This is a genomic window from Bradyrhizobium sp. AZCC 1588, from assembly GCF_036924735.1.
GTDB lineage: Bacteria > Pseudomonadota > Alphaproteobacteria > Rhizobiales > Xanthobacteraceae > Bradyrhizobium.
Genome location: NZ_JAZHSC010000001.1, coordinates 5,693,571 through 5,718,644 on the forward strand (window position 1 = coordinate 5,693,571; position 25,074 = coordinate 5,718,644).

Genomic DNA, 25,074 nt, shown 5'->3' on the forward strand with positions numbered 1-25,074 from the left:
GTGTCCCTCCCAGATGATGATTATGTCGTTTGAGGCCGCTTATTCCGCAGCTTGATGAATGCCGTGCTCGGCGACGGCATGCTCGCCGAGATCGAGCTTGAACAGGTCGATGGCGTTGCGCCGTCCGATCTTTAGGCGATCGTTCTCGCTGATGCTGGCGCTGTTGAACCAGTCGGAGGCGTGGTCCACATTCTCGAACGGCCAGTCGACCGAGAACAGGATGCGATCGGCTCCGATCTCGAGAATGGAATCGATCAGCGTTTGGGTGCGGAAATTACCCGACGTGGTCAGGAAAAAGTTGGCATTGAAGTAGTCGCAGATCTTCCTCTTTGCCTTGTGTTTCGGCGGCGCCTTGACCCAGCCGTTGCGATGATCGACGCGCCACATGCTGTAGGGCAGGCCTTCGCCCATATGGCCGAGGATGATCTTCAGTTTTGGATAGGCATCGAACAATCCCGATCCCATCAGCCGCAACGCATGAACCGCGGTCTCCTGTCCGAATGCCCAGGTCGGGCCCATCAGCCAGGGATGCCCTTCATAGATCGCGCAGTCTTCAGGCAGCGGATTGCGCGGATGCAGATAGAAGGGCAGGCCGGTCTGTTCCACCGCCGCCCAGAACGGCCAGTATTGCGGCAGGTCGTAATAGACCGGCCGCTTGCCGTCGCCGATTTGCGAGAAGCCGTTGACCAGCGCGCCACGGAAGCCGAGCGTCTTGATGCAGCGCTCGAGTTCGGCGATCGCGAGATCGGGGTCCTGCATCGGCAGTGCGGCAAAGGCCTGGAATCGCGACGGCCGTTTTGCCACCTGTTCGGCGAGGAAATCGTTGGCGCGGATCGCAATCTCGTTGGCACGGGCGACGTCGGGAATTGCCTGAACCGCCGGCGCGTTCAGCGACAGGATCATCATCTCGACGCCGTGGCGGTCCATCTGCGCGAGCCGCTTGTCCTGGATATCAAGCAGGCGGTCCTTCAACTCCGGCCAATAGGAGTCCGGAACGAAGCCCGCTGAGTCCATCAGCGTGTCCGGGATGGCGAAATGTTCCTCTAATGCGATCTTGCCCTGCATGTCGTCCTCGCTGATATCTGGTGTTGGTTAGTACTGTCCCTTAGTATTGACCTTGGGGCGTCAGCCCAAGCGCGAGCTGGCCGTACATGGTGCCGACGGCGTCCCAGTTCATGCTGATGTGGCGGCCGACGGCATTGGCATCGCGCCACGCGCGCTGCACCGGGTTGGAAAGATCGAGGCCGAGCCCGCCGGTCGATGCGTTCAGCGCTTCGCTGGCGCGGATGGCGAGCGCAACCGAGAAGGCCTGGCCGCGGCGGCTGACGATGCGGTCCTCGATCGAGACGGGCCTGCCGTCGCGGATCGTCGCCGCACGGTCCCTGAGATCGCGCAACAGCACTTCGCGCGCCGCATCGACGGAAGCGGTCGCTTCCGCAACACGTAACTGGATGGTCGGGAAATCCGCCATGCGGTTGTTGTGGCCGGCCACCGCGCCGCGCGTAATTCGCCTCGAGGTAACGGCAAGATAGTCCTCCAGCGCGCCGGCGGCGGCGCCGACTGCGGTGGACGCCAGGCAGGAAGGAATGTTCGAGAGCATGGGAATCGAGAAGGTGGGGTTGGCGGCATACAGCGCGGCGCCCGGCGTCTTGCCGGATGTGGTGTCGGCGAACAACAGCAGGCGGTGCGCCGGCACGAATACGTCATTCAGGACCAGCGTCTTGCTGCCGGTGCCACTGAGGCCGACGACATTCCAGGTGTCGTCAATGACATAGTCGGAGGCCGGAACCAGCAGGAAGGCCGGCGCAAACTGGCCGGCTTCCGTCTTCGACGGCAACAGCGCTGCGCACAACGACCATTGCGCGTTGTCGCAGCCGCTCGCAAACGACCAGCGCCCGGTGAGGCGATAGCCGCCCTCGACCTCGATCGCCTTGGCGGCCGGCGCGTAGGAGCCACACGCGAGTGCATCGGCATTATCATCCCAGACGTCGCGCTGCGCGATTTCCGGAAATCCCGCGATCAGCCATTGATGGGCTGCGAGCAGGCCGCCGACCCACGCCGTCGAGGCGCAGCTTTTCGCGAGCTCAATGTTCAGTTCGACCAGCACGTCGAACTCGTGCTCGTAGCCGCCGAACATTGCCGGCTTGACGATATCGAAATAGCCGATGTTGCGCAGCGCCGTGATGTTCTCTTCCGGCACGCGCCCGGCCTTTTCCGTGGTGTGGGCGCGCGCCTTGATCTGCGGCGCGATCTGCGCCACGCGGCTCCGCAACTCGGCAAGGTCGGGACGAGGGGCCGGCGGCGCAGGTACATCCTTCAACTGGGCGACTGATACCATTGGTTAGCTCCGTATCTTCGATGGGCTGGAAGGCGGCGCGCCTTGGCAGATCACGCAGCCTGGCTGTCGTGGGGCACCGAAAAGCAATAAGTGGCGTCCTGGTAGATCAGGGGCTCGATCGGATCGCGGACGTTCACGGTCTCGGCTTCGCCGATGAAGATCGTGTGCGTGCCGTACGGCACCGCGGCCGCCTTCTTGCAGAAGATGTTGATCTGTGCGTCGGCGAGATAGGTGACGCCCTCGGGCGAGGTCATCCATTGGCCGAGCCCGAACCGTTCCTCGGCGGGGACCGCGCCACTGAACGCCGATGAAAGGGAGATCTGGTCGCGGCGCAGCACGTTGACGCAAAACCGGCGCGCCAGCAGCATGATGTCGTGCAGCAGCGTTTGTTGGTTGACACAGACGATCAGCGAGGGCGGGTCGAGCGATAGCGACGTCACCGCGGTCGCCGTCATCCCGTGGCGGCGGTTCTGGTCCGCAGACGTGATCACCGACACCGCCGCGGGAAATCGCCGCAACGCGCGCTTGAACGTTTCACGCAATTCGTCGGATGCCGAATCCAGCGACATGGTTTCCTCCACTGAACAATCCGCTCTTGATCGGCGGCTTAATTTTCGTGGACAATAATTGCATTTGCAAATGACAAGTCAATCGGAAATTTTCAAATGCAACAATTGCCTTGAAAAGTGATCACTGTCGGGCTATTGGATGAGCGCAAAAGTTGCACCAAAGCGGGATGCAAGATCTTGTACCGGCTGACGAATTCCTTGCCCTACATGCTCAACCGCGTCGGCGTGCGGATGGGCGACCTGTTTTCCCGGCGCATCGCGGGCTATGGCGTGACGCTACCGATGTACCGCGTGATGGCCGCGCTCTGGGAGAAAGGCGATCAGCGCCTCGGCGATCTCGCCGACATGACGACGATCGAGATATCGACGCTGTCGCGCCTGATCGGGGAAATGAAGCGGCGAGGTCTCGTTACGCGGACGCGGCTGAAGGACAACGCGCGCACGGTTGCGATCAATCTCACGCCGAAGGGGCGGACGCTGGTCGAGGAGCTGATCCCGATCGCCATCCATTTCGAGGAAGTGGCCGTCCGCAATTTTCCGTCAAAGAACGTTTTGGATCTGAAGACAGTGCTCGCAGAAATCTACGAGAGCCTGAATTCGATCGAGCCCGAAATCGAGGAAGCCAACAAGGCGCGCAAGGCGGCAAAGGCGAAAGCGTGACGCTTGCCCGGCGAGGCGGCGTCATGTCCTGCGCGATACGCTTTGACTAGTTCGCGGACGCGCTTGTGGCGGCCTGCAACGTCGGGATAGCGTTGCATCAACCGGCTGCCGTACGCTAATTCTTGCAGGCTCAATGAAGGTAATCATGCAAGACGTAGCCAGCCTGCTTGAAGCCCTTGTCAGCCGCTTTCCTCAGCAGCCGCACCGCCTCTTCGGCCGGGCGGCCATCGACGAACTGTCTTATGGCAAACAGGTATAGCGTCTCAGGGTGATCTTGCTCAAAGGCCCGGCTGCACGACTCCGAGGCGTCGAGATCGATCGGATAGCCGTATTGCCCGGTTTCCAAACACCACGCCAAATGGTGCTGCGCTTCGCCATATCCATTCTCGGCCGCACGTTCCAGCCAAGAATTGGCGAGCTCCGTATTCTGGCTTACGAGATTGCCAAAGCGAAAATTCATCCCTGGCTCCCACTGGGCCTCTGCGTTGTCCGCCTCTGCCAAATCTTCAAGCTTGGCAAGCCAGAATTTGCACCGCGCTGGGTCAACTGGAAACCCCACTTCTCTCCCTGCGTGCCAGAACGCTGCAACAGAGCAAGCAACTGGATCACCTTCCTCCGCGGCGGCCTCCATCAGTCGAAGAGCGGATACGTTGTCGTCGCGGTTATTGGCTTCCATGGCCTCCAGAAATAGGCGCGATCTACTCGTCACCTCTGTCTCCGTTGACGATAGTCATTTCAGTCACGCGATGCGAGGGCGCTAGTTCGCCGCCGTGCGGCGCTTGCTCCGGCCCGCCACTTCGGGATAGCCGTGCAGCTTCAGTTTGTCGGCCTGCACGCCCCAGCTTTCCAGCCGGTCCAGGAAGCTCATGCCGAGCAGGTTGGTTTTCAACTGCCCCCGCGGCACCACCAGCGCCGGGATAGATTTCTCGACGAGCCCGCCGACGGCGAGGCGATCGAGCGTCAGCCGCGCTGCCTTGGTGTGGCCGCCGGCGGTTTCGACATCGACATTGTATTCGAGCATCTCGATCGGCAGGCCGATCGCCTTCGCCGTCTCCCAGGTCAGCACCACCGACGTCGCGCCGGTGTCGATCACCATCGGCGCCTTGACGCCGTTGATCTTGGCGTGCAGCGCGAATTCGCCGGCCTTGCCGCGCGCGATCTCCACGGCGGGCGCCGGCTCCAGGCTGCGTTGCCACAGCATTTTCGATACCGAGTTGCCGGCACGCGCGATCTGGTTCGGATCGCCATAGGCGACGACGGCGCCGGCTGTGGCGGCGAGCATCGCCAGAACGAGCATGATGCGGATCACTGGGCGCCTCCGCCGTTTCCTCCGGTGATCAGCCGCGTTCGGTGCGCGGCGGCATCGGAATCAGGCCCGCATCCACCATGCGCGCCGCAAGCCCTTCCATCACGGCCAATCGTTCCGCCGTTTCCATGCGGTGCCAGCGCGCGATCTCCGGCAACGTTCGTCCGCAGCCGAAGCAGAGTTTGGTTTTGGGATCCATCATACAGACTGCGATACACGGCGTTTCTTTGCTCATTCCTTGATAGTGAGGTGCTTTGTGTCCTTTGCGCAAGCGCTTGCGGCTACAACCCCGTGCCGGCACTCATGATCGGTTTGTGACGCGGCCGCCGCTTGTCCTCGACGGCTGCGGTGACAATGGGGTCCGGCTGTAGGGGCGGAGCCTCCTCGGCCATCGGCGCCAGCGCGCTCATCACGCGCTCCGGCGGGAAGGTGACGATTACTTCGGTGCCGATGCGCAATTTCGATTTCAGCGTGAAGGTGCCGCCGTGCATGTCGATCAGGCTCTTGGCGATCGGCAAGCCCAGGCCCGCGCCCTGTTCGGCCGATTTGATCGAGTTGGAGCCCTGGCCGAACGAAGCCAGCACGATCGGGATTTCATCCTCGGCAATGCCGGAGCCGGTATCCTTGACGCTGAGATATTGTCCACCGGACGCGGTCCAGCCGACCTTGAGCCAGATATCGCCGCCCGGCGGGGTGAACTTGATCGAGTTGGATATGAGGTTCAGCACGACCTGGCGCGTGGCGCGCTCGTCGCCCCAGATTCTCGGCATGCCGTGCTCGAACACCTCGTGAATGGTGATGCCGCGGCTGGTCGCGCGCAGCTTCAGAAGATGATGACAGTCGGCGACGACATGCACGAGCGAAACTGCTTCCTCGTTGAGTTCGTAGCGGCCGGCCTCGATCCGCGACAGATCGAGAATCTCGTTGATGAGATTGAGCAGGTGGACGCCCGAATTGTGAATGTCGGCGGAATATTCCTTGTAGACCGGTACCGCATGCGCGCCGAAGATTTCGCTCTTCATCACCTCGGAGAATCCGAGGATCGCGTTCAGCGGCGTGCGCAGCTCGTGGCTCATCTGCGCCAGAAAGCGCGACTTGGCGACGTTGGCGGATTCGGCGCGGTGCCGCGCTTCGTCCGAGATCGCCTTGGCCTGTTCGAGCTCGCCGATCAGCGCGTCCTTTTCGGCGCGCGCTTCGATCGTCTCCAGCGTCGTCGAATGAAGCTGGTGCGCAAGCAGCGCAAAATAGCATTCGGCGGCAACCGCCAGCAGCGCGAGCGCGTAATTGTCGAAGGTTCCGCCCATCACGAAGTTGAGCGCGATCGCAGCCGTCACCGGAGCGGTTGCCGCCACCGCCGCAATGGGCAGCGTCGCGGCCAGCATGCTTGACACCGCGATCACCAGCAGCATCAGGAACATCATCATCGTGTTCGAGACGACGTCGAGGCCGGCGGGGTGGATCAGGATCGCCGTCCAGCTCAGGCCGTAGAGCAGGTCGAGCAGCACGAAGCGGGTTTGCCATTTGCGCGTGGCGGCGAGCGTAGGCGGCTCGCTGAGGAAGCGCTTGCAGTTGCGAATGATGGCGGCATGGATGCAGAGCATGCCGACGGTCCAGACCGCGGCCGGCACGGCGTACTTCCACAGGCCGAACAGCACGCCGGTCGCAACCACCAGCAGCATGACCACGAAGGAAGCCGATACCCGGGTCTGGGCGTATTGTCGGAGCAATTCGGTATCGAAGGCGGGGCGGGTTCCGCTGGTCGACGTTAACCGATCCCGCGCCTCGCGCACCCGCTGCGCCGCCACGCGCCGGGTGTTGACCGCTGATGCGACCGGCGCTTCTGCCGGAAGCTGGACAACCTCGGGCTTCTCTGCGGGCTTACTCATTGAACAACACAAAATCCTGCCCGCGAACTGCGCGGGCTTTTGCATTGTCTATCTGTGCCGCTAAATCATTAAGCGATGACTTAAAGAGCTAAAAATTCTCGTAAACAGGAAGTTAAAATTAACCTGTCGGGCAGACGGAACCCCCGCTTCTGACTGGATAAGAAGCGGGGGCCTTGCGCTTTGTCTTAACCTGTTTCTTTAACTCACCGCTCCAGTCGGGCCAAAAGGCTCGACGTATCCCAGCGCTTGCCGCCCATCTTCTCGACCTCGGCGTAGAACTGATCGACGAGTGCGGTCACCGGCAGGTTGGCGCCGTTGCGGCGGGCCTCACTGATGCAGATCGAGAGGTCCTTGCGCATCCATTCGACGGCGAAGCCGAAGTCGAACTTGCCGTCATTCATGGTCTTGTAGCGGTTCTCCATCTGCCAGGACTGCGCCGCGCCCTTGGAGATGGTCTCGATCACGGCCGCGACGTCGAGCCCTGACTTCTTGGCGAAATGAATGCCCTCGGACAGTCCCTGGACAAGACCTGCAATGCAGATCTGGTTGACCATCTTGGTGAGCTGTCCGGCGCCGGCGGGCCCGAGAAGTTTGCACATTCTCGCATAAGCGCCGGAAATGATTGGCTCGGCAGCGGCATAGGCGTCTTCCTTGCCGCCGCACATCACCGTCAGTACGCCGTTTTCCGCACCCGCCTGGCCGCCGGACACCGGCGCGTCGATGAACTTGAAGCCGGCCTTGACGGCGGCAGCATCAAGCTCGCGGGCGACTTCGGCAGAGGCGGTAGTGTGGTCGACGAATACCGCGCCCTTTTTCATGCCGGCGAAGGCGCCATCGGTGCCGACCGTGACCGCGCGCAGGTCATTGTCGTTGCCGACGCAGCACATCACGAAATCCTGACCTTCCGCCGCGGCCTTCGGCGTCGGCGCGGTGCGCCCGCCGAATTTGTCCGCCCACTCCTTCGCCTTGGCCCCGGTCCGGTTGTACACGGTGACCTCGTGGCCGCCTTTTTTCGCCAGATGTCCTGCCATGGGGAAGCCCATTACGCCGAGACCGAGAAAAGCGACTTTAGCCATGTGTGTTACCTTGGAGTTTTCCCCGGCGACGTTGGGCCGGCCGGACGGTGTTTTTGGAGGAGCCGCACCATAACTGCTGCGCAGGGGAGGGCAACGCCTTCATTGGTGGGCGGGGCCGGATTCGTGCTAGGATAGGTTCCTCAAGAACCTCACAAAAAAGGGAGTGACATCGTATGGGCGTCAGCGTGGGCGTGCTCGACCATTTCAACATCCGGACCCGCAACCTTGCCGATACGGTCCGGTTCTATGAGGACATTCTGGGCCTGGAAAAGGGCGCCCGGCCGAACTTCGCATTTCCCGGGGCCTGGATGTACAGCGAAGGCAAGGCGGTGGTGCACCTCGTCGATATTTCCAAGACCGACGAACCGCAGAAACCCGATTCCGGCGTTGTCCACCATGTTGCGTTTGCCAGCTACGGCTTTGACGGCATGAAGCGGCGGCTGGAGCAGAAGGGCATGGCGTACGACTCCCGGCAGGTTCCGGGGGGTGACCTCTGGCAGATCTTCGTCAATGACCCCAATGGCGTCATGATCGAACTGAATTACGAGGCGGCCAAGGAGCAGGCGGCTGCCGCCCCTGCGGAGCGGCAGGATGACGTAGGAGCGAGATAGCCTTTTGCGCTGAACCGCTCTATGGGTCGCATCAGACTGGCACAGCGTATTGGAACGAGGCTCCGCTTTCGGACTTGGTCCACAGCGGGTCGGGTTCGCGTCAAGAATGCGCGTCAAAACAAGCGAGTAGAGCCCGGTTCTCACTCGGAACCGCAAGGGCTTCAGGAGATGCGCGAGTGAGCGTAACACAGCAACAGGTTCTCGATGCCCTTGGCCGGGTGGCCTCGCCGCGCGGCGTGCCACTGACCAATGCTAACGTGCTGTCGGCGATCTCGGTCACCGACGGCAAGGTGTTCTTCTCCATCAATGTCGACGCCGCCGAGGCTAGAGCCTGGGAAAGCGTGCGCGCGCAAGCCGAAGCTGCAGTGCGCGCGATCGCCGGTGTCAGCACGGCGATGATCGCGCTCACGGCCGAGCGCAAGCCCGGTGCGCCGCAGGCCGCGCCGACGGCGCACCGGCATGCGCATGGCGTGCAACCGGCTTCCGCCCACCGCCCGCCGCAGGGCGCGGCCTCGCCGATGTCGAAGCAGGCGGAGATTCCTGGCGTTGCCGCCGTCATCGCCGTGGCCTCGGGCAAGGGCGGTGTGGGCAAGTCGACCACCGCGCTCAATCTGGCGCTCGGCCTGCGCGACCTCGGCCTGCGCGTCGGGCTGCTCGATGCCGACATTTACGGCCCCTCGGTGCCGCGGCTCACCGGCATCAACGAGAAGCCGCAGCTCAACGACGACCGCAAGATGATTCCGATCAAGCGTTTCGGGCTTTCGATCATGTCGATCGGCTTCCTGGTCGAGGAAGACACCGCGATGATCTGGCGCGGGCCGATGGTGATGTCGGCGATCACCCAGATGCTGCGCGACGTGGCGTGGGGCACGCTCGATATTCTCGTCGTCGACATGCCGCCCGGTACGGGGGACGCGCAACTGACGCTGGCGCAGAACGTCCCGCTGAAGGGGGCGGTGATCATCTCAACCCCGCAGGATCTCTCGCTGATCGACGCGCGCAGGGGCCTTGCGATGTTCAAGAAGGTCAACGTGCCGGTGCTCGGCATTGTCGAGAACATGAGCTACTTCCAGTGCCCCAAGTGCGGCACGCGCTCGGACATTTTCGGCCATGGCGGCGCGCGCCATGAGGCGGAGCGGCTGGGTGTCCCATTCCTGGGCGAAATCCCGCTGCACATGTCGATCCGGACCACCTCGGACGAAGGTAATCCGGTGGTCGCAAGCGAGCCTGATGGCCCGCATGCCGCGATCTACCGGGCCATTGGGACCAAGGTTCGCGACCAGCTTCAGAGCGCGATTGCCGCGGCCTGAAGCTGCCTTGTCCTCGCCCATACGACTTTCGTTTAATCAGTGCAGTCATGCCTTTGTCGCGTTTTCGAACGCGAACTTCCGTGTTAAAGCGCCCCCGCCAGAGCGCCCCGGATGCCGTGGAATTCGTCCCGCCGGAGGAACGCTCGAGGAAATTTGGGGAACGACCCGAAGGAGAGCTTGAATGAAGCGTCGTGATTTTTTGAAGGTTTCAGCGGCCGGTGCTGCCGCGACAGCCGTTGCCTCGCCGGCGATCGCGCAATCGTCGCCTGAGATCAAATGGCGCCTGACATCGAGCTTCCCGAAGTCGCTCGACACCATCTATGGCGGTGCCGAGCACCTGGCGAAGCAGGTCGCCGAAATGACCGACAATAAATTCCAGATCCAGGTCTTCCAGGCCGGCGAGCTGGTTCCGGGTCTGCAGGCACTCGACGCGACCTCCAAGAACACCGTCGAGATGTGTCATACGGTCTCGTACTACTACGTCGGCAAGGATCCGACCTTTGCGATCTTTTCGGCCGTGCCGTTCGGTCTCAATGCGCGCCAGCAGAACTCTTGGCTGGCGCAGGGCGGCGGTAACGACCTCGCCAACGAGTTCTTCAAGAAGTCCGGTGTGATCGGCTTTCCCTGCGGCAATACCGGCACGCAGATGGGCGGCTGGTTCCGCAAGGAGATCAAGACCGTTGCTGATCTGTCGGGCCTCAAGATGCGCATCGGCGGCATCGCCGGCCAAGTGCTGCAGAAGGTTGGCGTAGTGCCGCAGCAGATCGCCGGCGGCGATATCTATCCGGCGCTCGAAAAGGGCACCATCGACGCCGCCGAGTGGGTCGGTCCGTATGACGACGAGAAGCTCGGCTTCCAGAAGGTTGCGAAGTTCTACTACTACCCCGGCTTCTGGGAGGGCGGCCCGACGGTCCACGCCTTCGCCAATCTGGAGAAGTGGAATGAACTGCCGAAGAGCTACCAGGGCATTCTCACCAACGCGGCGGCGAACACCAATGCCTGGATGAATCAGCGCTACGACATGCTGAACCCCGCGGCACTGAAGCGCCTCGTCGCCAGCGGCACGCAGCTTCGTCCCTTCACCAACGAGGTGCTGGAAGCTTGCCTGAAGTCGACCAACGAATTGTGGGCCGAAATCTCCGGCAAGAACGCGGACTTCAAGAAAGCCATCGACGCGATGCAGGCCTATCGCTCCGATCAGTATCTGTGGTGGCAGGTCGCCGAGTATACCTATGACAGCTTCATGATCCGTTCGCGCACGCGCGGCTGATCGGAGCCGGATACCTATCCCAAATTGATACGGCAAAGCCCGGCCTTCGTTAGGAAGGTCGGGCTTTTTCGCGTTTCCATCCAATTACTTATGGAAATTGGCGGCCGGATGCTTCATGCTTAGTTCCAAGCCTCGACACGAAGGCTGACCGGCACAACCAAAAGGGATGAAATATGAAGCGAAGAGATTTTCTCAAAGTAACCGGCTTGGGTGCGGCAGGTGCTGCAACGATCGCAGCGCCCGCGATTGCGCAGGGCTTGCCCGAAATCAAGTGGCGCATGCCGACGAGCTGGCCGAAGTCCTTGGACACGCTCTATGGCGGTGCCGAATTGATGGCCAAGATGGTCGGCGAAGCCACCGACAACAAGTTCCAGATCCAGACATTTGCCGGCGGTGAAATCGTCCCCGGCCTGCAGGTTCTCGATGCCGTGCAGAACGGCACCGTCGAGATCGGCCATACCGCGTCATATTACTATTTCGGCAAGGATCCGACCTTCACCTTCGGCTCTGCGGTGCCGTTCGGGCCGAACATGCGTCTCAACCAAGCCTGGTACATGCTTGGCGGCGGCAGGGATCTGCTCAACGAATTCTACAAGAAGTACAACGTGACCTCGCTGCTCGCCGGCAACACCGGCGCGCAGATGGGCGGTTGGTACCGCAAGGAGATCAAGACACCCGATGATCTGAAGGGGCTGAAGTTGCGCATCGGCGGATTTGCCGGTCGTGCGCTGCAGAAGCTTGGCGTCGTCCCGCAGCAGATCGCCGGTGGCGACATTTACCCAGCGCTCGAAAAGGGCACCATCGATGCCGCGGAGTGGGTCGGCCCCTACGACGACGAGAAGCTTGGCTTCGCGAAGGTTGCCCCCAACTACTATTATCCCGGCTGGTGGGAAGGCGGCCCGATGCTGCTGGCCTTCGTCAATCTCGACAAGTGGAATGCCTTGCCGAAATACTACCAGTCGGTTCTCGAACAGGCCGGCCACTACGCCAACAACTGGATGATGGCGAAGTACGATCAGGCCAATCCGCCTGCGTTGCGCAAGCTGATCGCAGCCGGCGCCAAGCTGCGCCCGTTCCCGGCGCCGGTGATGGAAGCCTGTTACAAGGCGGCGAAGGAATTGCACAGCGAAGTTGCGGCCGGTAACGCCGATTTCAAGAAGGTGTATGAATCGCTGACGTCATTCTCGAACAACGGCTATTCGTGGTTCCAGGTGGCCGAACTCGGATACGACGGCTTCATGGCGCGGCACTCGCAGGGCTGATTTCGTCGAACCTGCCAAAAGCAAGCAAAAACCCCGGAGCGAAAGCTCCGGGGTTCTTTATTTGGGGGAAACGGATGATGTGAGCCCGGGCGCTATTGTTTGGGCTGCCCGAAATCGAGCGGCGGCAATTCGATCTGCGGCACCTCGATCTTGATCGAGTTCGGATCGATCGTCGACGCCGCGCCCTTGTAGTGCATCACCATCGCCGGGAACATGATGACCAGCACCACCATGATGACCTGGATGACGACGAACGGCACCGCGCCCCAATAGATCTGGCCGGTCGTCACAGGGTCCATGCGCTTGCCGGTGACGCGGTCGATATAGGATTCCTTTGGCGCCACCGAGCGTAGATAGAACAGCGCGAATCCGAACGGCGGGTGCATGAACGACGTCTGCATGTTGACGCCGAGAATGACGCCAAACCAGATCAGGTCGATGCCGAGCTTTTCCGCCGCAGGTCCGAGCAGCGGAATGATGATGAAGGCCAGTTCGAAGAAGTCGAGGAAGAAGGCCAGGACGAAGACGAGGGCGTTGACGAAAAGGAGGAAGCCGATCTGGCCGCCGGGCAGGGAGGTCAAGAGATGCTCGACCCAGATGTGGCCGTTCACGCCGTAGAACGTCAGCGAGAAAACGCGCGCGCCGATCAGGATGAAGATCACGAAGGCCGACAGCTTGGCCGTCGATTCCGTCGCTTGCCGGATCAGATCCCAGCTCAGCCGGCGCTTGGCGGCGCCGAGAATGAGTGCGCCGGCCGCGCCCATCGCGCCGCCTTCGGTCGGCGTGGCGACACCGATGAAGATGGTGCCGAGCACCAGGAAGATCAGGAACAGCGGCGGTACCATCACGAACGTGGTTTGCTGCGCCATCGCGGAGAGAAAGCGGAAGCCGGAGACCTTGTGGATCAACCAGTTCACCACAGCCACGAAGAAGGCGAACAGGATGCCATAGAACATGCTGAGCACGACGTAATCGGCGCCGCGCGCTTCCGAAGAGCGCATCATGAACCAGCCGAAAACGCAACTGACGATGAAGAGGACGCCGAGCGACCAAAGTCCGCGGCTGCCGTCAGGCTCGCGAAAACCGACCGCCTCCGCTGGCAGACCCGGAGCAGCCTTGGGAAAGATCATGCTTACCAGGAATGCGTAGCCGGCATACAGGCCAGCAAGCACCATTCCCGGGACGAACGCGCCCTCGTACATGTCGCCGACCGACTTGCCGAGCTGGTCGGCCATCACGATCAGGACGAGAGAGGGAGGAATGATCTGCGCCAACGTACCGGAAGCGGCGATGACGCCGGACGCCATCCTCCGGTCGTAGCCATAGCGCAGCATGATCGGCAGCGAGATAAGGCCCATCGAGATGACGGAAGCGGCAACGACACCGGTGGTCGCCGCGAGCAACGCGCCGACGAAAATGACGGCATAGGCGAGGCCGCCGCGGATCGTGCCGAACAATTGTCCGATCGTATCGAGCAGATCCTCGGCCATGCCCGACCGTTCGAGCACCAGTCCCATGAACGTGAAGAACGGAATGGCGAGCAGCGTGTCGTTGTTCATCACGCCGTAGACGCGCTCAGGCAGCGCTTGCAGGAAGTCAGGGCGGAACTCGCCAAGCTCGATGCCGACAAAGGCGAAGATCAGTCCAACCGCGCCGAGCGAAAATGCCGCCGGATAGCCCAGCAGCAGAATAATCACCAGTGACGCGAACATGATCGGCGCCATGTTGGCGATGAGAAAAGCAGTCATCTAGTCCCCCTGAGATCGCGCCCGACGATCAGCGTTTTTCGATCGCCTCGACGAGGTGTTCGACCTCGGCTTCGAGAGCATGCATCTGCGATGCGTGTGGATCCGGAATCAGGCCGCGCATCACGGCGATTCGCTTGATCAGTTCGGAAATGCCCTGAGCGAACAGGAACACGAACCCGATGATGATCAGCGATTTGGCCGGCCATTGCGGCAGACCACCGGCATTGCCGGACTGTTCGTTGATTTCAACCGAGCGCATGAAGAATGGACCGCCGGTGATGATCATCACGATGCAGAGTGGCAGCAGGAAAAATACGTGGCCGATGATGTCGACGATATCCCGCCAGCGCTTGGAAAACAGGTTGTTTACGATATCGATCCGGATGTGCTCGTTGTCGAGCATCGTCCACGGCGAGCACAGCAGAAAGACAACGCCGAACAGCACCCACTGCAGCTCCAGCCAGGAATTCGACGACACGTCGAAAGTCTTGCGCACGATCGCGTTGGTGGCCGAGATGAGCACGGCTATCAGAATGAGCCACGCCAGGCGTTTGCCCGTCCACCGCGTGAACGCGTCGATTCCCCGGCTCAATTTCAAGAGCGATTGCAACGATGACCCTCCCAGACTGACGCCTCTGCCGTCTTGACTGCGCCGTTGGGCGCAGCCGGCTTATCCTGCCGAGCTAGCATGAAGCCGATGCACCAAACCAGCGCTCGTTGCCGCCGTCAATCGGAAGTTTGTTGATATTGAAGGGGAATATTTCGTCTGCGGAACACCATTGCGCCTTGGCCCGGGCGGCAGGCTGTGGGCAGGATTTCGTCAACGAGTCATTGTTTGCCGGAGCAGTTTCTACTGTTGCTTGAGCGGACCTAAATCCAGCGGCGGCAATTCGATCTGCGGAACCTCAATCCTGATCTTGCTGAGATCCTCCGCGCTCACCGGCTTGTCCAGCAATGCGGTAACGGTCCAGGGGAAGGCGATCACCAGCACGACCATGATGACCTGCAGGCCGATCCAGGGGATCGCCCCCCAATAGATGTCGGAGCTCTTGACCTCCTTGGGCGCCACGCCACGCAGGTAAAACAGCGCAAACCCGAACGGCGGATGCAGGAACGACGTCTGCATGTTGACGCACAGCATCACGCCGAACCAGATCAGCGCCGCATCCGCGCCGACCACCGGCGCCAGCACCTTTTGCGCAATCGGCGCAACCATCGGCAGGATGATGAAGGCGATCTCGAAGAAGTCGAGGAAGAACGCCAGGAAGAAGATGAACAGGTTGATGAAGATCAGGAAGCCCCAGACCCCGCCGGGTACCGAGGTCAGCATGTGCTCCAGCCAGACGCCGCCGGAGACGCCGAGGAACACCACTGAAAAGCAGGTCGAACCGATCAGGATGAACACCACCATGGAGGTGATCCGCATCGTCGTCTGATAGCCTTGCCGGATAAGCTCGCGGAGGTCGGGAATCCGTACGGCTTCCAGACAAATCCAGATCACGCCGAGATAGGTGATTGCGAAGGCGATCTTGAAGAGAAAACTGCCCGTGTAGAGGATTCCGAGAATCGTTCCGACCCCTGCGGCGACGATGCCGATCAGCAGAATCCTGTTGCCGGCCGCGCTGAATTCCTTGTGATGTATTGCGGCAAGCACGACGGCGCCAACGGCGCCCATCGCGCCGGCTTCGGTCGGCGTCGCCAGGCCCAGCATCATGGTGCCGAGCACGACGAAGATCAGCACCGCCGAGGGGATGATTCCCATCAGGCATTTTCGCCATAGCGGCCAACCGGTCAGCGTCAACGCCGACCTCGGCACCGGCGGCACGTGGTCCGGCTTGATGATGCCGAGAAGAAAGGTGTAGCCGGCGAATAGCGCGATCTGGAATAGCGACGGCCCCCAGGCGCCGAGATACATGTCGCCGACCGACTTGCCGAGTTGATCGGCCAGCACGATCAGCACAAGCGAAGGCGGCACGAGCTGGGTGATGGTGCCCGAGGCCGCCAGCACGCCGGTGATATAGCGCATGTTGTAGCCATAGCGGATCATCACCGGCATCGAGATCAGGGCCATGGCGATGACCTGAGCCGCCACCGTGCCGGTAATCGCGCCGAGAATGAAGCCGACGATGATGACGGAGTAGCCTAGTCCGCCGCGCACCGGGCCGAACAACTGGCCCATCGAATCCAGCATGTCTTCGGCCAGGCCGCATCGCTCGAGGACGGCGCCCATGAACGTGAAGAAAGGGATCGCCAGCAGCAATTCGTTGGCCAGCACGCTGCCGAAGATGCGGCCCGGAATCGCCTGCATGAAGCTGAAGTCGAAAAAGCCGAGATGGATCGCGAGAAAGCCGAACGAGAATCCGACCGCCGCCAGCGTGAATGCGACGGGAAAGCCGATCAGCATCGCCAGAATAAGTCCGCCGAACATCAGCGGCGGCATCATTTCCAGCGTGATCATTGCACCGGTCTTTCGTACCTGGCGTCGATGGTCACGAGATTCTGCAGCGCGGCGACGCGCTTGATGACCTCCGAGACGCCCTGCAGTGCGAGCATCACGAAGCCTGCGGGCACGACGAGCTTGATCGGCCAGCGCAACAGGCCTCCGGCGTTGCTGGATTCCTCGCCGACGGCGTAGGCCTGCAGAAAGAACGGCCAGGACAGCCAGGTCAGTAGCAGGCAGGCCGGGATCAGGAAGCACAGCGTTCCGATCAGGTCGAGCCAGAGCTGGGCGCGTTCGGAGAGCATCAAATAGAAGATTTCGACGCGAACATGCTCGTTGCGCTTGAAGGTGTAGGACGCGCCGAACATCACGAAGATGGCGAACATGTACCACTGCAGTTCGAGCCAGCCGTTGGAGCTATAGCCGAACGCGTAGCGGATCATCGCGTTGCCGGCGCTGACCGTGCACGCTGCGAGGACCAGAAAATTGCAGAGATTGCCGATCTTTTCGTTGAGCAGATCGATGCCGGCACTGAGCGCTAACAACGGCCGCATCATGCCTGCCCGGGCGGTGGCCACGACGCCATCGCCGATGTAGCGATCGATTGCATCGATCGTCCTCCCCCTTTTTGCGCTTCCGCCGTCTTTGCCGCTCCGTCAAGGTGCGGTGGCCTGTCCGGCCATGCTGGCGTGAAGCCGCCGCACCATTTCAGCGCGTCGCAACAGCGTCAATCGGAAAATGCACCGGACGAAACCCGGGGGACGGCGGTCCGGCGCGGCGCTATTCAGCCGCCGGTCACGCTCATGTGGCGCGAGACGCTCGGGCGATTATGCCGGCGATCGATGATGAAGTCGTGGCCCTTCGGCTTCAGCCCGATGGCGCGATCAATCGCTGCTGAGAGCAGGTCGTCGTCGGCGGAGGCCCGCAACGGCTTGCGCAAATCGGAAGCATCCTCATGGCCGAGGCAGGTGTGCAACGTGCCGGTGCAGGTGATCCGTACCCGGTTGCAGGACTCGCAGAAATTATGCGTCATCGGCGTGATGAAGCCGAGTTTGCCGCCGGTCTCAGTGACGCGGACGTAGCGGGCGGGGCCGCCGGTATCGTCGTCGAGGTCGGTCAGCGTGTAGTGCTGCGCAAGGCGGGCACGGAGCAGCGACAGCGGCACATACTGGTCGATCCGCCCTTCGCCGATGTCGCCCATCGGCATGACTTCGATCAGCGTCAACGCCATACCCTTGCCGTGCGCCCATTCCATCAGCGAGGGGATCTCTTCCTCGTTCATGTTCTTCAGCGCCACCGCGTTGATCTTGACCGCAAGCCCTGCGTCCCGCGCGGCCTCGATGCCGGCCAAAACCTGGTCGAGATCGCCCCAGCGCGTGATGGCGCGGAACTTTGCGGGATCGAGCGTGTCGAGCGAGACGTTGACGCGGCGGACGCCGCAGTCGCGCAGTTCAGCCGCAAAGCGCGCCAGTTGCGAGCCGTTGGTGGTCAGCGTCAGCTCATCGAGCGCGCCGGTTCCAAGATGCCGCGACAGCGAGCGCACCAGCGACATCACGTTGCGCCGGACCAGCGGCTCGCCGCCGGTGAGGCGGATCTTGCGCACGCCCTTGGCGATGAAGGCCGAGCACAGCCGGTCGAGTTCCTCCAGCGTCAGGAGATCCTTCTTCGGCAGGAACGTCATGTCCTCGGACATGCAGTAGAAGCAGCGCAGGTCGCAGCGATCGGTTACCGATACGCGCAGATACCGGATGGTCCGGCCGAAGGGATCGACCATCGGACGTATCAGTTGATCGGGTGACGGGGAGCCGCTCATTCAAACTGCCTCTAAAAGGGCCGCGTGCTGGTTCGCTAGCACAATGTAGGCACCTTGTAAGGCGCCTACAATCGCAACCTCTCGAGGGGGCCGTGGCGCGGGGCGGGGACCTAGCGCGTGGCGGGCTGTGCCGGGGTGGCGGCCGCCGGCGCAGCGGCAGTCTTGGGCTTTTTCGGTCGCATCGGCTTGCGCAGCTTCGGCGGCGGCGCGGTCGGTTTGAGTTCCGCAAACACCGGGCTGGGCTCGATGATGGTCGCCGGCGGCGAGGCAAAGTCCTCGGTGCAGATTATCGGTCCAATAACGACTATAAAATCAAACAGTTAAGTCCGTAAAGCGGCTGCTGAGCCCATCCACGGCGGCCGGTAATTCGCGCATATGCCCGATCAGCCGGTCGGGCTTAAGCTGGGCGATCGGAACGTCGGTGTAGCCGAATTCGACCCCGATCACGGGAACGCCGGCCCGCCTGGCGACGCCGACGTCAGGTCCCGCGTCGCCCACCATGATGGTCGCGCCAATATCCCCGCCGGCGCGCGCCACCGTCTGCTGCAGGATCACGGGGTCGGGCTTGGCGACGCCGAACGTGTCGGCGCCGCAGATCGCGGCGAACCGTCCGCTCAGGCCCAGTTCGTCGAGCAGCCGCTTCGACAGCCATTCCAGCTTGTTGGTGCAGACCGCAAAACGACAGCCCTGCGCCTCGAGATCGTCGAGCGCGGCCTCCAGCCCCTCGAAGGGGCGCGATTCCACCGCGATATGGGCGCCGTAATAATCGACAAAATCCCTGGTGAGTCGGTCGATGTCGTCGGTGTTTATCGCACGGCCTTCGAGCTCCAGCCCACGTTCGATCAGCTTGCGGGCGCCCGCGCCGATCATGTTGCGCGCGGCGCGCAGCGGCACCGGCGGCAATCCTTCGCGATCGAGCACGAAATTGAGGGCGGCTATCAAGTCGGGCGCGGTGTCGACCAGCGTGCCGTCGAGGTCGAAGACTACAGTGCGGGGAAGGCTCATCCGGAATTCGCTAGCGGCAGGCGGACCTTCATGCAAGTGCCGCCCCGACACAGCGAACAACCAATTTCTGGCAATTTAGACGGGCCGCGGCGCTATTCCCAAGGCCAAAACGACGCTAGACATGCGCCCGCGGATTGGCGGATTCCTGGGAGCAGTCAGCACGTGAACATGGACCAATTGAAGCGGCAAGCGGCGGCACGGGCGCTGGAGCATGTGCAGGATGGCATGAAGCTCGGGCTCGGCACCGGCTCGACCGCCAGGCATTTTGTCGAACTGCTCGGCGAGAGGGTTGCCGGCGGGATGAAGGTGATCGGCGTGCCGACCTCGGAAGCGACCCGCGCCCAGGCCGAAGCCTGCAAAATTCCGCTGACCACGCTCGATGAAGTCGACCGGCTCGACCTCACCGTCGATGGTGCCGACGAGGTCGATCCCGCCCTCAACCTGATCAAGGGCGGCGGTGGGGCGCTGCTCCGGGAGAAGATCGTGGCGGCGGCGTCCGATCGCATGATCGTGATTGCCGACGATACCAAATGGGTCGATGTTCTCGGCCGCTTCCCCCTACCTGTAGAGGTGATTCCGTTCGGGCTGGCCGCCACCCAGCGGGCCATGGCCGCCGCATTTGCCCAAAGCGGAGTTTCCGGGCAAATGGGGCTCCGCAAGGGCAAGGACGGCCACGTTTTTGTCACCGATGGCGGCCACTGGATTGTCGATGCCCATCTCGGGCGCATCGCCGATGCGCCGCGTCTGGCGGGCCTGTTGAGCCTGATCCCGGGTGTCGTCGAACACGGGTTGTTCATTGGCTTGGCCAGCACCGCCGTCCTGGCAGGTGCCCAGGGAATTCGCGTAGTTGAGCGGCGGTAACGCCGGTAATCGAGGAGAATTGGAATGAAGAGGCTTTCACGGATTTTGTCGGCGGCCGGCCTTGCGGTGGGTCTGGCCCTGACCGGCGCTCCGGCTGGCGCGCAGCAGAAGAACGCGCCCGCGGCGCCTGGGACCACGCAACTCAAGCCCGGTTCACCGGCGGCGATCGCCGCCGCCAAGGAAATCCTGGCGATGAAGAACGCGGCGGCGATGTACGCCAACGCCGTTCCCAATCTCGTCGAGCAGACCAAGAACGTGCTGATGCAGAGCAATCTGAACTATCAGAAGGATCTCAATGAGGTCGCCGTGATCGTGGCCAAGAATCTCGCCGGCCGCGAAAAGGAGATCGGCGAAGGCATGGCGCAGGTCTACGCCAATGAGTTCACCGAGCAGGAGTTGAAGGACCTTGTGACCTTCTACAAGTCGCCGCTCGGCCAGAAGCTGCTCGCGAGCGAGCCTCGCGCCATTCAGTTCAGCATGTCCTACATGAACCAGTGGGCGCAGGCCTTTGCCGAAACCATCAACGGCCAGTTCCGTGCCGAGATGAAGAAGCGCGGCAAGGATATCTGATCCAAACCAGAAGCGGCTTCGGGCGGGGTTGAGATGGCTGAGTTCGACGTCGATCTGTTCGTCATCGGCGGTGGTTCGGGCGGCGTTCGCGCCGCCCGCATCGCTGCCGGCCATGGCGCAAAGGTCATGGTTGCCGAAGAATACCGGATGGGCGGCACCTGCGTGATCCGCGGCTGCGTGCCGAAAAAGCTGTTTGTGCTCGGCTCGCACGTCCGCCACGAGATCGAGGACGCAAAAGGTTTCGGCTGGACCATCCCCGAACTTTCCTTCGATTGGCCGACGCTGGTCGCCAACAAGGACAAGGAGATCGCTCGCCTCGAAGGCATCTACGCCGCCAATGTCGAGAAGTCAGGCGCGCGCATTGTCAAGACGCGCGCGGTGCTGGAAGACGCCCACACGCTGCGCCTGTTGACCGGCGAAACGGTCACCGCAAAATACATCCTGATCGCGACCGGCGGCGCGCCCAACCACGGGCGGGAGATCCCCGGCATCGAGCACGTGATTTCCTCCAACGAGGCGTTTCACCTCACCGAACTGCCGAAGCGCATCGTGATCCAGGGCGGCGGCTATATCGCGCTGGAGTTTGCCGGCATCTTTGCCGGCTTCGGCTCCGACGTGACCGTGATCTATCGCGGCGACAATATTCTGCGCGGTTTTGATGAGGACGTCCGCAAGCACGTGCGCGCCGAGATGGAGAAGCAGGGCATTACGATTATCACCGGCTGCACCATCGATAAAGTGGATAAGCACGGCAACGAATACACCACGCATCTATCCAGCGGTTCGAGCATCGCCTCAGAGAAGGTGATGTTCGCGATCGGCCGCCACCCGAACGTCGCCAATCTCGGGCTCGAGAAGGCCGGTGTTGTCATCAACCCTGCGAATGGCGGCATCGCCGTCGATGAGTGGTCGAAGACCTCGGTCGACAACATTTATGCGATCGGCGACGTCACCCATCGCCTCAATCTGACGCCGGTCGCGATCCGCGAGGGCCATGCCTTCGCCGATACCGTGTTCGGCAAACGGCAGGTAGCGGTCGACCACGCCACCATTCCGACGGCGGTGTTCTCGCAGCCCGAGGTCGGCACCGTCGGTATGACCGAAGCGCAGGCCCGCGCGCAAGTAAGCCATGTCGACATCTACAAGGCCGATTTCCGCCCGATCAAGGCGACGATGTCCGGCCGCGACACCCGCGTGCTGATGAAGCTTGTAGTCGACGGCACGACGGACCGCGTGCTCGGCTGTCACATCGTCGGCGACACCGCCGCCGAAATCGTCCAGGCGGTCGCGATCGCAGTAAAGATGAAAGCCACCAAGGCCGATTTCGACGCGACGATCGCGCTGCATCCGACGGCGGCCGAGGAATTGGTGACCATGCGGACGCCGACGGCACGGTATGTAAGGCAAGCGGCGGAGTAGGGCAGAATCGTAGGATGGGTTGAGCCCTTGCGAAACCCATCATCTGCTGCGCAACGCGAATGATGGGTATCGCTTCCGCCTACGCTCGTTGAACGACGGCGGACAAGTCGCTCCACCCATCCTACGGGCTCGGGCTACCGACATCCGCCACATTCTGATAACGACATCATTCAGTATTCAAGAACAGAGGTAGGCGAACAATGATTGAGCAGATCGGCATCGTAGGCGCAGGCACGATGGGCAACGGGATTGCGCAGGTGTGCGCGGCGGCGGGCCTACCGGTGGTCATGACCGACATCTCCGATGCCGCCCTCACGCGCGGCATGTCTGTGGTCGCCAACAGCCTTGAGCGCCTCGTCAACAAGCAGAAGATGACCGACACCGACCGGCAGGCGGCGCTGGCTCGCATCACGACGACCACGGACACGGCGAAGTTTTCCACCTGCGATCTCGTGATCGAGGCGGCGACCGAGAACGAGGATCTGAAGGTGAAAATCCTGAAGGACCTCTGTCCAAAACTGCGGCCGCAGGCGCTGCTCGCCACCAACACGTCCTCGATCTCGATCACGAAACTCGCGGCGGCGACCGACCGGCCGGACCGCTTCATCGGCATGCACTTCTTCAATCCGGTGCCGCTGATGGCGCTCTTGGAATTGATCCGGGGCTTGCAAACCTCCGACGATACCCATGCCAAGGCGGAAGCCTTTGCAAAACGGATCGGCAAGGTGTCGATCACGGCGAAGAACAGCCCGGGCTTTGCGGTCAACCGCATCCTCTGCCCGATGATCAACGAGGCGATCTTCGCGCTGCAGGAGGGCTTGGCGACGGCGGAAGACCTCGACGCCGGCATGAAGCTCGGCTGCAACCATCCGATCGGCCCGCTGGCGCTCGCCGACATGATCGGCCTCGACACCATGCTGTCGGTGATGGAGGTGTTCTACCAGGGCTTCAACGACCCGAAATACCGCCCCGCGCCGCTCTTGAAAGAAATGGTCGCCGCCGGTCATCTCGGCCGCAAGACCGGGCAGGGGTTTTATAGTTACGGGAAGTGAGAGGTGTAGGATGGGTAGAGCGTAAGCGAAACCCATCATTCCTTGCGCGGAGGGGTGATGGGTATCGCTTCGCTCCACTCATCCTACGTACTCGACGAAGTCATTTCGGATTCGGATCGGCAAGACCCTTCGCCGGATTCTCGAATTTGCCTTCACGCGCTAGCTTCACTGCATTCCCCAGCGCGCGTGCCGCATTGCGCACCTCGTCGTGGAATTCGTGGTCCTCATCCAGCGCCTGGTGCGAAGTGGCGTAGGGCTCCATGTAGCCGATATAGCCCTCGGCTTCGGCGGTGCGGCCGGCCGAGATCAGCGACATGTCGGTTAGCCAGTCCGAAAGCGAGCGGCGCAGCGTCTCCGTGCCCGCGCTGTCGCCGTGAATCACAAGGCCGAAATGCCGGCCGGCCAGATGCCGCGGATAGGGCCATCCCTTTAGTTCGAGCGCCTTGGCCTGGTCGGCGTGCTTGCCGTGCGTCGAGGTCGGATCGGGATTGCCGCCATCGGCGCAGACCAGGCGATCCATCATTGCCTTCAGCGGCGTCGGCGCGTGATACCAATTCACCGGCGCCACGATCAGGATGCCGTGCGCTGCCACCCAGAGCGGATAGATTTCGTTCATCCAGTCGTCGGTCTGGCCGAGCGAATAGTTCGGATAGCAACTGCAGGGCCAGTGGCAGAGCGGCATCGCGGTGGCGACGCAGGATTTGCAGGGATGAATCTGCCGTCCATATTCCGACGTTAGCCGCGAGAGATCCAGGATGTCGACCGCATATCCCATTTCGACCAGCACCGGCTCGGCGAGCTTGACCAGACGCCACGTCTTGGACGCCTCGCCGGGGCAGGTATGCTCGCTTCGCGCCGAGCCGTTGATGATGAGGATGCGCGGCTGCGCAGCGGCATCGTCGTGGCGCCGCTGCGCTTCGAGAATGGCCTCGCGTGCGGCGAGCCAGTCCACCGCGATTTCGTATTCGGGATCGGCGAAGCCCGCGCCCGCCTTGCGCGTCAGCGGGGCTTTGCGGGAATGACTATAGGCGTCCCATGCCGCCGCGACGACGGCGTCGAGCTCGCGCTGCAGCGGCTGGAAGACCGGATCGACGAAGCGGCCGCGATAGCGTCTCTCGAATTCCTCGCGCGGCAATTTGACGGGCGGCATTTCCTTGCGAATGTCCGGCGCCGCCATGGATCGATCCTTTCGCGGATGATGGCTGCCGTCTCAACGTTGGAGCCGGAGCGGCGGTTCCGGGGCGTAGCCAGAGCATCTAGTCCGGACGCCAGATCTCGAACAGTTCCGCGGCGCTGACCAGTTCGATCTGCTCGTTGAACCGCGTCCGGTACATGGTCATCAGCGCATCATGGCCGGTGTCCGAGGAACTGCAGAGCGCATCTTGCACGATGACGACGCGAAAGCCGAGATCGACCGCGCCGAGCACCGTGGCAAGCACGCAAACATCGGTCTCCGCGCCTGACACCACCACCGTGCCGACATGACGCTCGACCAGCAGATGACCGAGCCGCGATCCGAAGAACGCCGAATAGGCGGGCTTGTCGACGACCAGAGCCGGCGGTGAATATCGTGCTAGCGCCGGCACGATATCGAGCGCGCCAGGCGCGAGATCGCCGCGCGTCGCGCGCTCCCATTTGGTGAAGTAGACGCGCCACTGGCCGCGACGGTCTTCCGGCCGCTCGGGTGTGATGAAGCGCGTGAATACCGTCCGCTCCTGATATCGTGCGGCGATCTGCGAGATCACCGGCAATACCTTTTCCATCCATGGCGTTTCCCACACGCCGCCCCTGGCGAAGATGTTCTGCATATCGATGCACAGATGCGCGCCGTCGCGAATTCCTTCCATGGCTGGCCTCTCGCCTCATTGAGAGGGCTAA

The 25,074-nt window shown here is 62.2% G+C and carries 25 protein-coding genes and 1 pseudogene; 10 read left to right on the top strand and 16 right to left on the bottom strand.

The genetic code is table 11. The features are described from left to right. Positions 1–39: 39 nt before the first annotated feature. The 3 genes from V1277_RS26455 to V1277_RS26465 are packed head-to-tail and all read right to left on the bottom strand — an operon-like array spanning position 40 to position 2,907. Complete coding sequence (locus V1277_RS26455; RefSeq protein ID WP_334418834.1) at positions 40–1,065, bottom strand: amidohydrolase family protein; 1,026 nt, start codon at positions 1,063–1,065, stop codon at positions 40–42. Between the two features lie 40 nt (positions 1,066–1,105). Continuing rightward, positions 1,106–2,338 carry an acyl-CoA dehydrogenase family protein gene (locus V1277_RS26460; protein WP_334418835.1) on the bottom strand — a complete coding sequence of 411 codons (1,233 nt, stop codon included), beginning with the start codon at positions 2,336–2,338 and terminating at the stop codon, positions 1,106–1,108. A gap of 50 nt (positions 2,339–2,388) precedes the next feature. Further along, positions 2,389–2,907, bottom strand: a complete 519-nt coding sequence (locus V1277_RS26465) for a flavin reductase family protein (protein ID WP_334368169.1) — start codon at positions 2,905–2,907, stop codon at positions 2,389–2,391. Positions 2,908–3,084: 177 nt separating this feature from the next. On the opposite strand from V1277_RS26465, the gene V1277_RS26470 reads away from it, so the two are divergent. After that, entirely contained in the window at positions 3,085–3,567 is a 483-nt protein-coding gene (locus tag V1277_RS26470) for a MarR family winged helix-turn-helix transcriptional regulator (protein ID WP_334418836.1), read from the top strand. 130 nt (positions 3,568–3,697) lie between these two features. Here the strand turns inward: V1277_RS26470 and V1277_RS26475 are convergent, their stop codons facing one another. The 5 genes and pseudogenes from V1277_RS26475 to V1277_RS26495 all read right to left on the bottom strand — a co-directional run. Beyond that, complete coding sequence (locus V1277_RS26475; RefSeq protein WP_334418837.1) at positions 3,698–4,243, bottom strand: tetratricopeptide repeat protein; 546 nt, start codon at positions 4,241–4,243, stop codon at positions 3,698–3,700. Positions 4,244–4,324: 81 nt separating this feature from the next. Further along, on the bottom strand, positions 4,325–4,876 hold the full coding sequence (locus V1277_RS26480) for a TIGR02281 family clan AA aspartic protease (protein WP_334418838.1): 552 nt from the start codon (positions 4,874–4,876) through the stop codon (positions 4,325–4,327). 28 nt (positions 4,877–4,904) lie between these two features. Then, positions 4,905–5,108 (bottom strand): DUF1289 domain-containing protein, encoded by a 204-nt coding sequence (locus tag V1277_RS26485; protein WP_334418839.1) that lies wholly within the window; start codon positions 5,106–5,108, stop codon positions 4,905–4,907. Positions 5,109–5,154: 46 nt separating this feature from the next. Then, positions 5,155–6,759: a sensor histidine kinase gene (locus tag V1277_RS26490; RefSeq protein ID WP_334418840.1), complete on the bottom strand. Its 1,605-nt coding sequence runs from the start codon at positions 6,757–6,759 to the stop codon at positions 5,155–5,157. Between the two features lie 203 nt (positions 6,760–6,962). Next, positions 6,963–7,841 (bottom strand): annotated as a pseudogene (locus V1277_RS26495) (NAD(P)-dependent oxidoreductase); the annotation flags it as partial. A 167-nt stretch (positions 7,842–8,008) separates the two neighbouring features. Between V1277_RS26495 and V1277_RS26500 the strand changes: the two are divergent. The 4 genes from V1277_RS26500 to V1277_RS26515 all read left to right on the top strand — a co-directional run bounded on the left by V1277_RS26500 (position 8,009) and on the right by V1277_RS26515 (position 12,288). Beyond that, positions 8,009–8,446 carry a VOC family protein gene (locus V1277_RS26500; RefSeq protein WP_213290221.1) on the top strand — a complete coding sequence of 146 codons (438 nt, stop codon included), beginning with the start codon at positions 8,009–8,011 and terminating at the stop codon, positions 8,444–8,446. A 176-nt stretch (positions 8,447–8,622) separates the two neighbouring features. Continuing rightward, positions 8,623–9,756 carry an Mrp/NBP35 family ATP-binding protein gene (locus V1277_RS26505; RefSeq protein ID WP_334418841.1) on the top strand — a complete coding sequence of 378 codons (1,134 nt, stop codon included), beginning with the start codon at positions 8,623–8,625 and terminating at the stop codon, positions 9,754–9,756. Between the two features lie 181 nt (positions 9,757–9,937). Then, a complete protein-coding gene (locus V1277_RS26510) occupies positions 9,938–11,026 on the top strand; it encodes a TRAP transporter substrate-binding protein (RefSeq protein WP_028349799.1) in 1,089 nt (362 codons plus the stop codon). 173 nt (positions 11,027–11,199) lie between these two features. Beyond that, complete coding sequence (locus tag V1277_RS26515) at positions 11,200–12,288, top strand: TRAP transporter substrate-binding protein (protein ID WP_028349798.1); 1,089 nt, start codon at positions 11,200–11,202, stop codon at positions 12,286–12,288. Between the two features lie 92 nt (positions 12,289–12,380). On the opposite strand, the gene V1277_RS26520 is transcribed toward V1277_RS26515, so the two are convergent. The 5 genes from V1277_RS26520 to moaA form a co-directional block, all read right to left on the bottom strand. Continuing rightward, positions 12,381–14,036 (bottom strand): TRAP transporter large permease, encoded by a 1,656-nt coding sequence (locus tag V1277_RS26520; protein ID WP_334418842.1) that lies wholly within the window; start codon positions 14,034–14,036, stop codon positions 12,381–12,383. 28 nt (positions 14,037–14,064) lie between these two features. Continuing rightward, positions 14,065–14,646, bottom strand: coding sequence for a TRAP transporter small permease subunit (locus V1277_RS26525; RefSeq protein WP_334418843.1), 582 nt, complete (start codon positions 14,644–14,646; stop codon positions 14,065–14,067). Between the two features lie 240 nt (positions 14,647–14,886). Next, positions 14,887–16,494 carry a TRAP transporter large permease gene (locus V1277_RS26530; protein WP_334376122.1) on the bottom strand — a complete coding sequence of 536 codons (1,608 nt, stop codon included), beginning with the start codon at positions 16,492–16,494 and terminating at the stop codon, positions 14,887–14,889. Further along, positions 16,491–17,030 (bottom strand): TRAP transporter small permease subunit, encoded by a 540-nt coding sequence (locus V1277_RS26535; RefSeq protein WP_334420459.1) that lies wholly within the window; start codon positions 17,028–17,030, stop codon positions 16,491–16,493. The genes V1277_RS26530 and V1277_RS26535 overlap by 4 nt, the downstream gene beginning before the upstream one ends. Before the next feature lie 230 nt (positions 17,031–17,260). Beyond that, positions 17,261–18,289 carry a GTP 3',8-cyclase MoaA gene (moaA, locus tag V1277_RS26540; RefSeq protein WP_334418844.1) on the bottom strand — a complete coding sequence of 343 codons (1,029 nt, stop codon included), beginning with the start codon at positions 18,287–18,289 and terminating at the stop codon, positions 17,261–17,263. A gap of 117 nt (positions 18,290–18,406) precedes the next feature. Here moaA and V1277_RS26545 point away from each other — a divergent pair, with 117 nt between their 5' ends. Next, complete coding sequence (locus tag V1277_RS26545) at positions 18,407–18,613, top strand: hypothetical protein (RefSeq protein ID WP_334418845.1); 207 nt, start codon at positions 18,407–18,409, stop codon at positions 18,611–18,613. On the opposite strand, the gene V1277_RS26550 is transcribed toward V1277_RS26545, so the two are convergent. Continuing rightward, complete coding sequence (locus tag V1277_RS26550; protein WP_334418846.1) at positions 18,602–19,294, bottom strand: HAD family hydrolase; 693 nt, start codon at positions 19,292–19,294, stop codon at positions 18,602–18,604. The two genes, V1277_RS26545 and V1277_RS26550, sit on opposite strands and share 12 nt — an antisense overlap. 162 nt (positions 19,295–19,456) lie before the next feature. Here V1277_RS26550 and rpiA point away from each other — a divergent pair, with 162 nt between their 5' ends. From rpiA to V1277_RS26570, 4 genes are all read left to right on the top strand, one after another. Next, entirely contained in the window at positions 19,457–20,155 is a 699-nt protein-coding gene (rpiA, locus tag V1277_RS26555; protein WP_334418847.1) for a ribose-5-phosphate isomerase RpiA, read from the top strand. A 24-nt stretch (positions 20,156–20,179) separates the two neighbouring features. Then, positions 20,180–20,725 carry a DUF2059 domain-containing protein gene (locus tag V1277_RS26560; RefSeq protein WP_334376117.1) on the top strand — a complete coding sequence of 182 codons (546 nt, stop codon included), beginning with the start codon at positions 20,180–20,182 and terminating at the stop codon, positions 20,723–20,725. Positions 20,726–20,758: 33 nt separating this feature from the next. Continuing rightward, positions 20,759–22,144 (top strand): glutathione-disulfide reductase, encoded by a 1,386-nt coding sequence (gene gor, locus V1277_RS26565; RefSeq protein WP_334418848.1) that lies wholly within the window; start codon positions 20,759–20,761, stop codon positions 22,142–22,144. 200 nt (positions 22,145–22,344) lie between these two features. Further along, complete coding sequence (locus V1277_RS26570; RefSeq protein ID WP_057842416.1) at positions 22,345–23,196, top strand: 3-hydroxybutyryl-CoA dehydrogenase; 852 nt, start codon at positions 22,345–22,347, stop codon at positions 23,194–23,196. 100 nt (positions 23,197–23,296) lie between these two features. On the opposite strand, the gene V1277_RS26575 is transcribed toward V1277_RS26570, so the two are convergent. Beyond that, entirely contained in the window at positions 23,297–24,373 is a 1,077-nt protein-coding gene (locus V1277_RS26575; protein WP_334418849.1) for a flavodoxin family protein, read from the bottom strand. A 79-nt stretch (positions 24,374–24,452) separates the two neighbouring features. Next, positions 24,453–25,043, bottom strand: a complete 591-nt coding sequence (locus V1277_RS26580) for a cysteine hydrolase family protein (protein ID WP_334418850.1) — start codon at positions 25,041–25,043, stop codon at positions 24,453–24,455. Positions 25,044–25,074: the final 31 nt, after the last annotated feature.

Bases quoted from the DNA above. Each gene is read 5' to 3' on its own strand.
- V1277_RS26490 (WP_334418840.1), bottom strand. From the start codon at position 6,759: ATGAGTAAGCCCGCAGAGAAGCCCGAGGTTGTCCAGCTTCCGGCAGAA.
- V1277_RS26520 (WP_334418842.1), bottom strand. From the start codon at position 14,036: ATGACTGCTTTTCTCATCGCCAACATGGCGCCGATCATGTTCGCGTCA.
- gor (WP_334418848.1), top strand. From the start codon at position 20,759: ATGGCTGAGTTCGACGTCGATCTGTTCGTCATCGGCGGTGGTTCGGGC.
- V1277_RS26455 (WP_334418834.1), bottom strand. From the start codon at position 1,065: ATGCAGGGCAAGATCGCATTAGAGGAACATTTCGCCATCCCGGACACG.
- V1277_RS26485 (WP_334418839.1), bottom strand. From the start codon at position 5,108: ATGAGCAAAGAAACGCCGTGTATCGCAGTCTGTATGATGGATCCCAAA.
- V1277_RS26500 (WP_213290221.1), top strand. From the start codon at position 8,009: ATGGGCGTCAGCGTGGGCGTGCTCGACCATTTCAACATCCGGACCCGC.
- V1277_RS26560 (WP_334376117.1), top strand. From the start codon at position 20,180: ATGAAGAGGCTTTCACGGATTTTGTCGGCGGCCGGCCTTGCGGTGGGT.
- moaA (WP_334418844.1), bottom strand. From the start codon at position 18,289: ATGAGCGGCTCCCCGTCACCCGATCAACTGATACGTCCGATGGTCGAT.
- V1277_RS26535 (WP_334420459.1), bottom strand. From the start codon at position 17,030: ATGCGGCCGTTGTTAGCGCTCAGTGCCGGCATCGATCTGCTCAACGAA.
- V1277_RS26570 (WP_057842416.1), top strand. From the start codon at position 22,345: ATGATTGAGCAGATCGGCATCGTAGGCGCAGGCACGATGGGCAACGGG.
- V1277_RS26510 (WP_028349799.1), top strand. From the start codon at position 9,938: ATGAAGCGTCGTGATTTTTTGAAGGTTTCAGCGGCCGGTGCTGCCGCG.
- V1277_RS26475 (WP_334418837.1), bottom strand. From the start codon at position 4,243: ATGGAAGCCAATAACCGCGACGACAACGTATCCGCTCTTCGACTGATG.
- V1277_RS26465 (WP_334368169.1), bottom strand. From the start codon at position 2,907: ATGTCGCTGGATTCGGCATCCGACGAATTGCGTGAAACGTTCAAGCGC.
- V1277_RS26530 (WP_334376122.1), bottom strand. From the start codon at position 16,494: ATGATCACGCTGGAAATGATGCCGCCGCTGATGTTCGGCGGACTTATT.
- V1277_RS26460 (WP_334418835.1), bottom strand. From the start codon at position 2,338: ATGGTATCAGTCGCCCAGTTGAAGGATGTACCTGCGCCGCCGGCCCCT.
- V1277_RS26515 (WP_028349798.1), top strand. From the start codon at position 11,200: ATGAAGCGAAGAGATTTTCTCAAAGTAACCGGCTTGGGTGCGGCAGGT.
- V1277_RS26580 (WP_334418850.1), bottom strand. From the start codon at position 25,043: ATGGAAGGAATTCGCGACGGCGCGCATCTGTGCATCGATATGCAGAAC.
- V1277_RS26550 (WP_334418846.1), bottom strand. From the start codon at position 19,294: ATGAGCCTTCCCCGCACTGTAGTCTTCGACCTCGACGGCACGCTGGTC.
- V1277_RS26575 (WP_334418849.1), bottom strand. From the start codon at position 24,373: ATGGCGGCGCCGGACATTCGCAAGGAAATGCCGCCCGTCAAATTGCCG.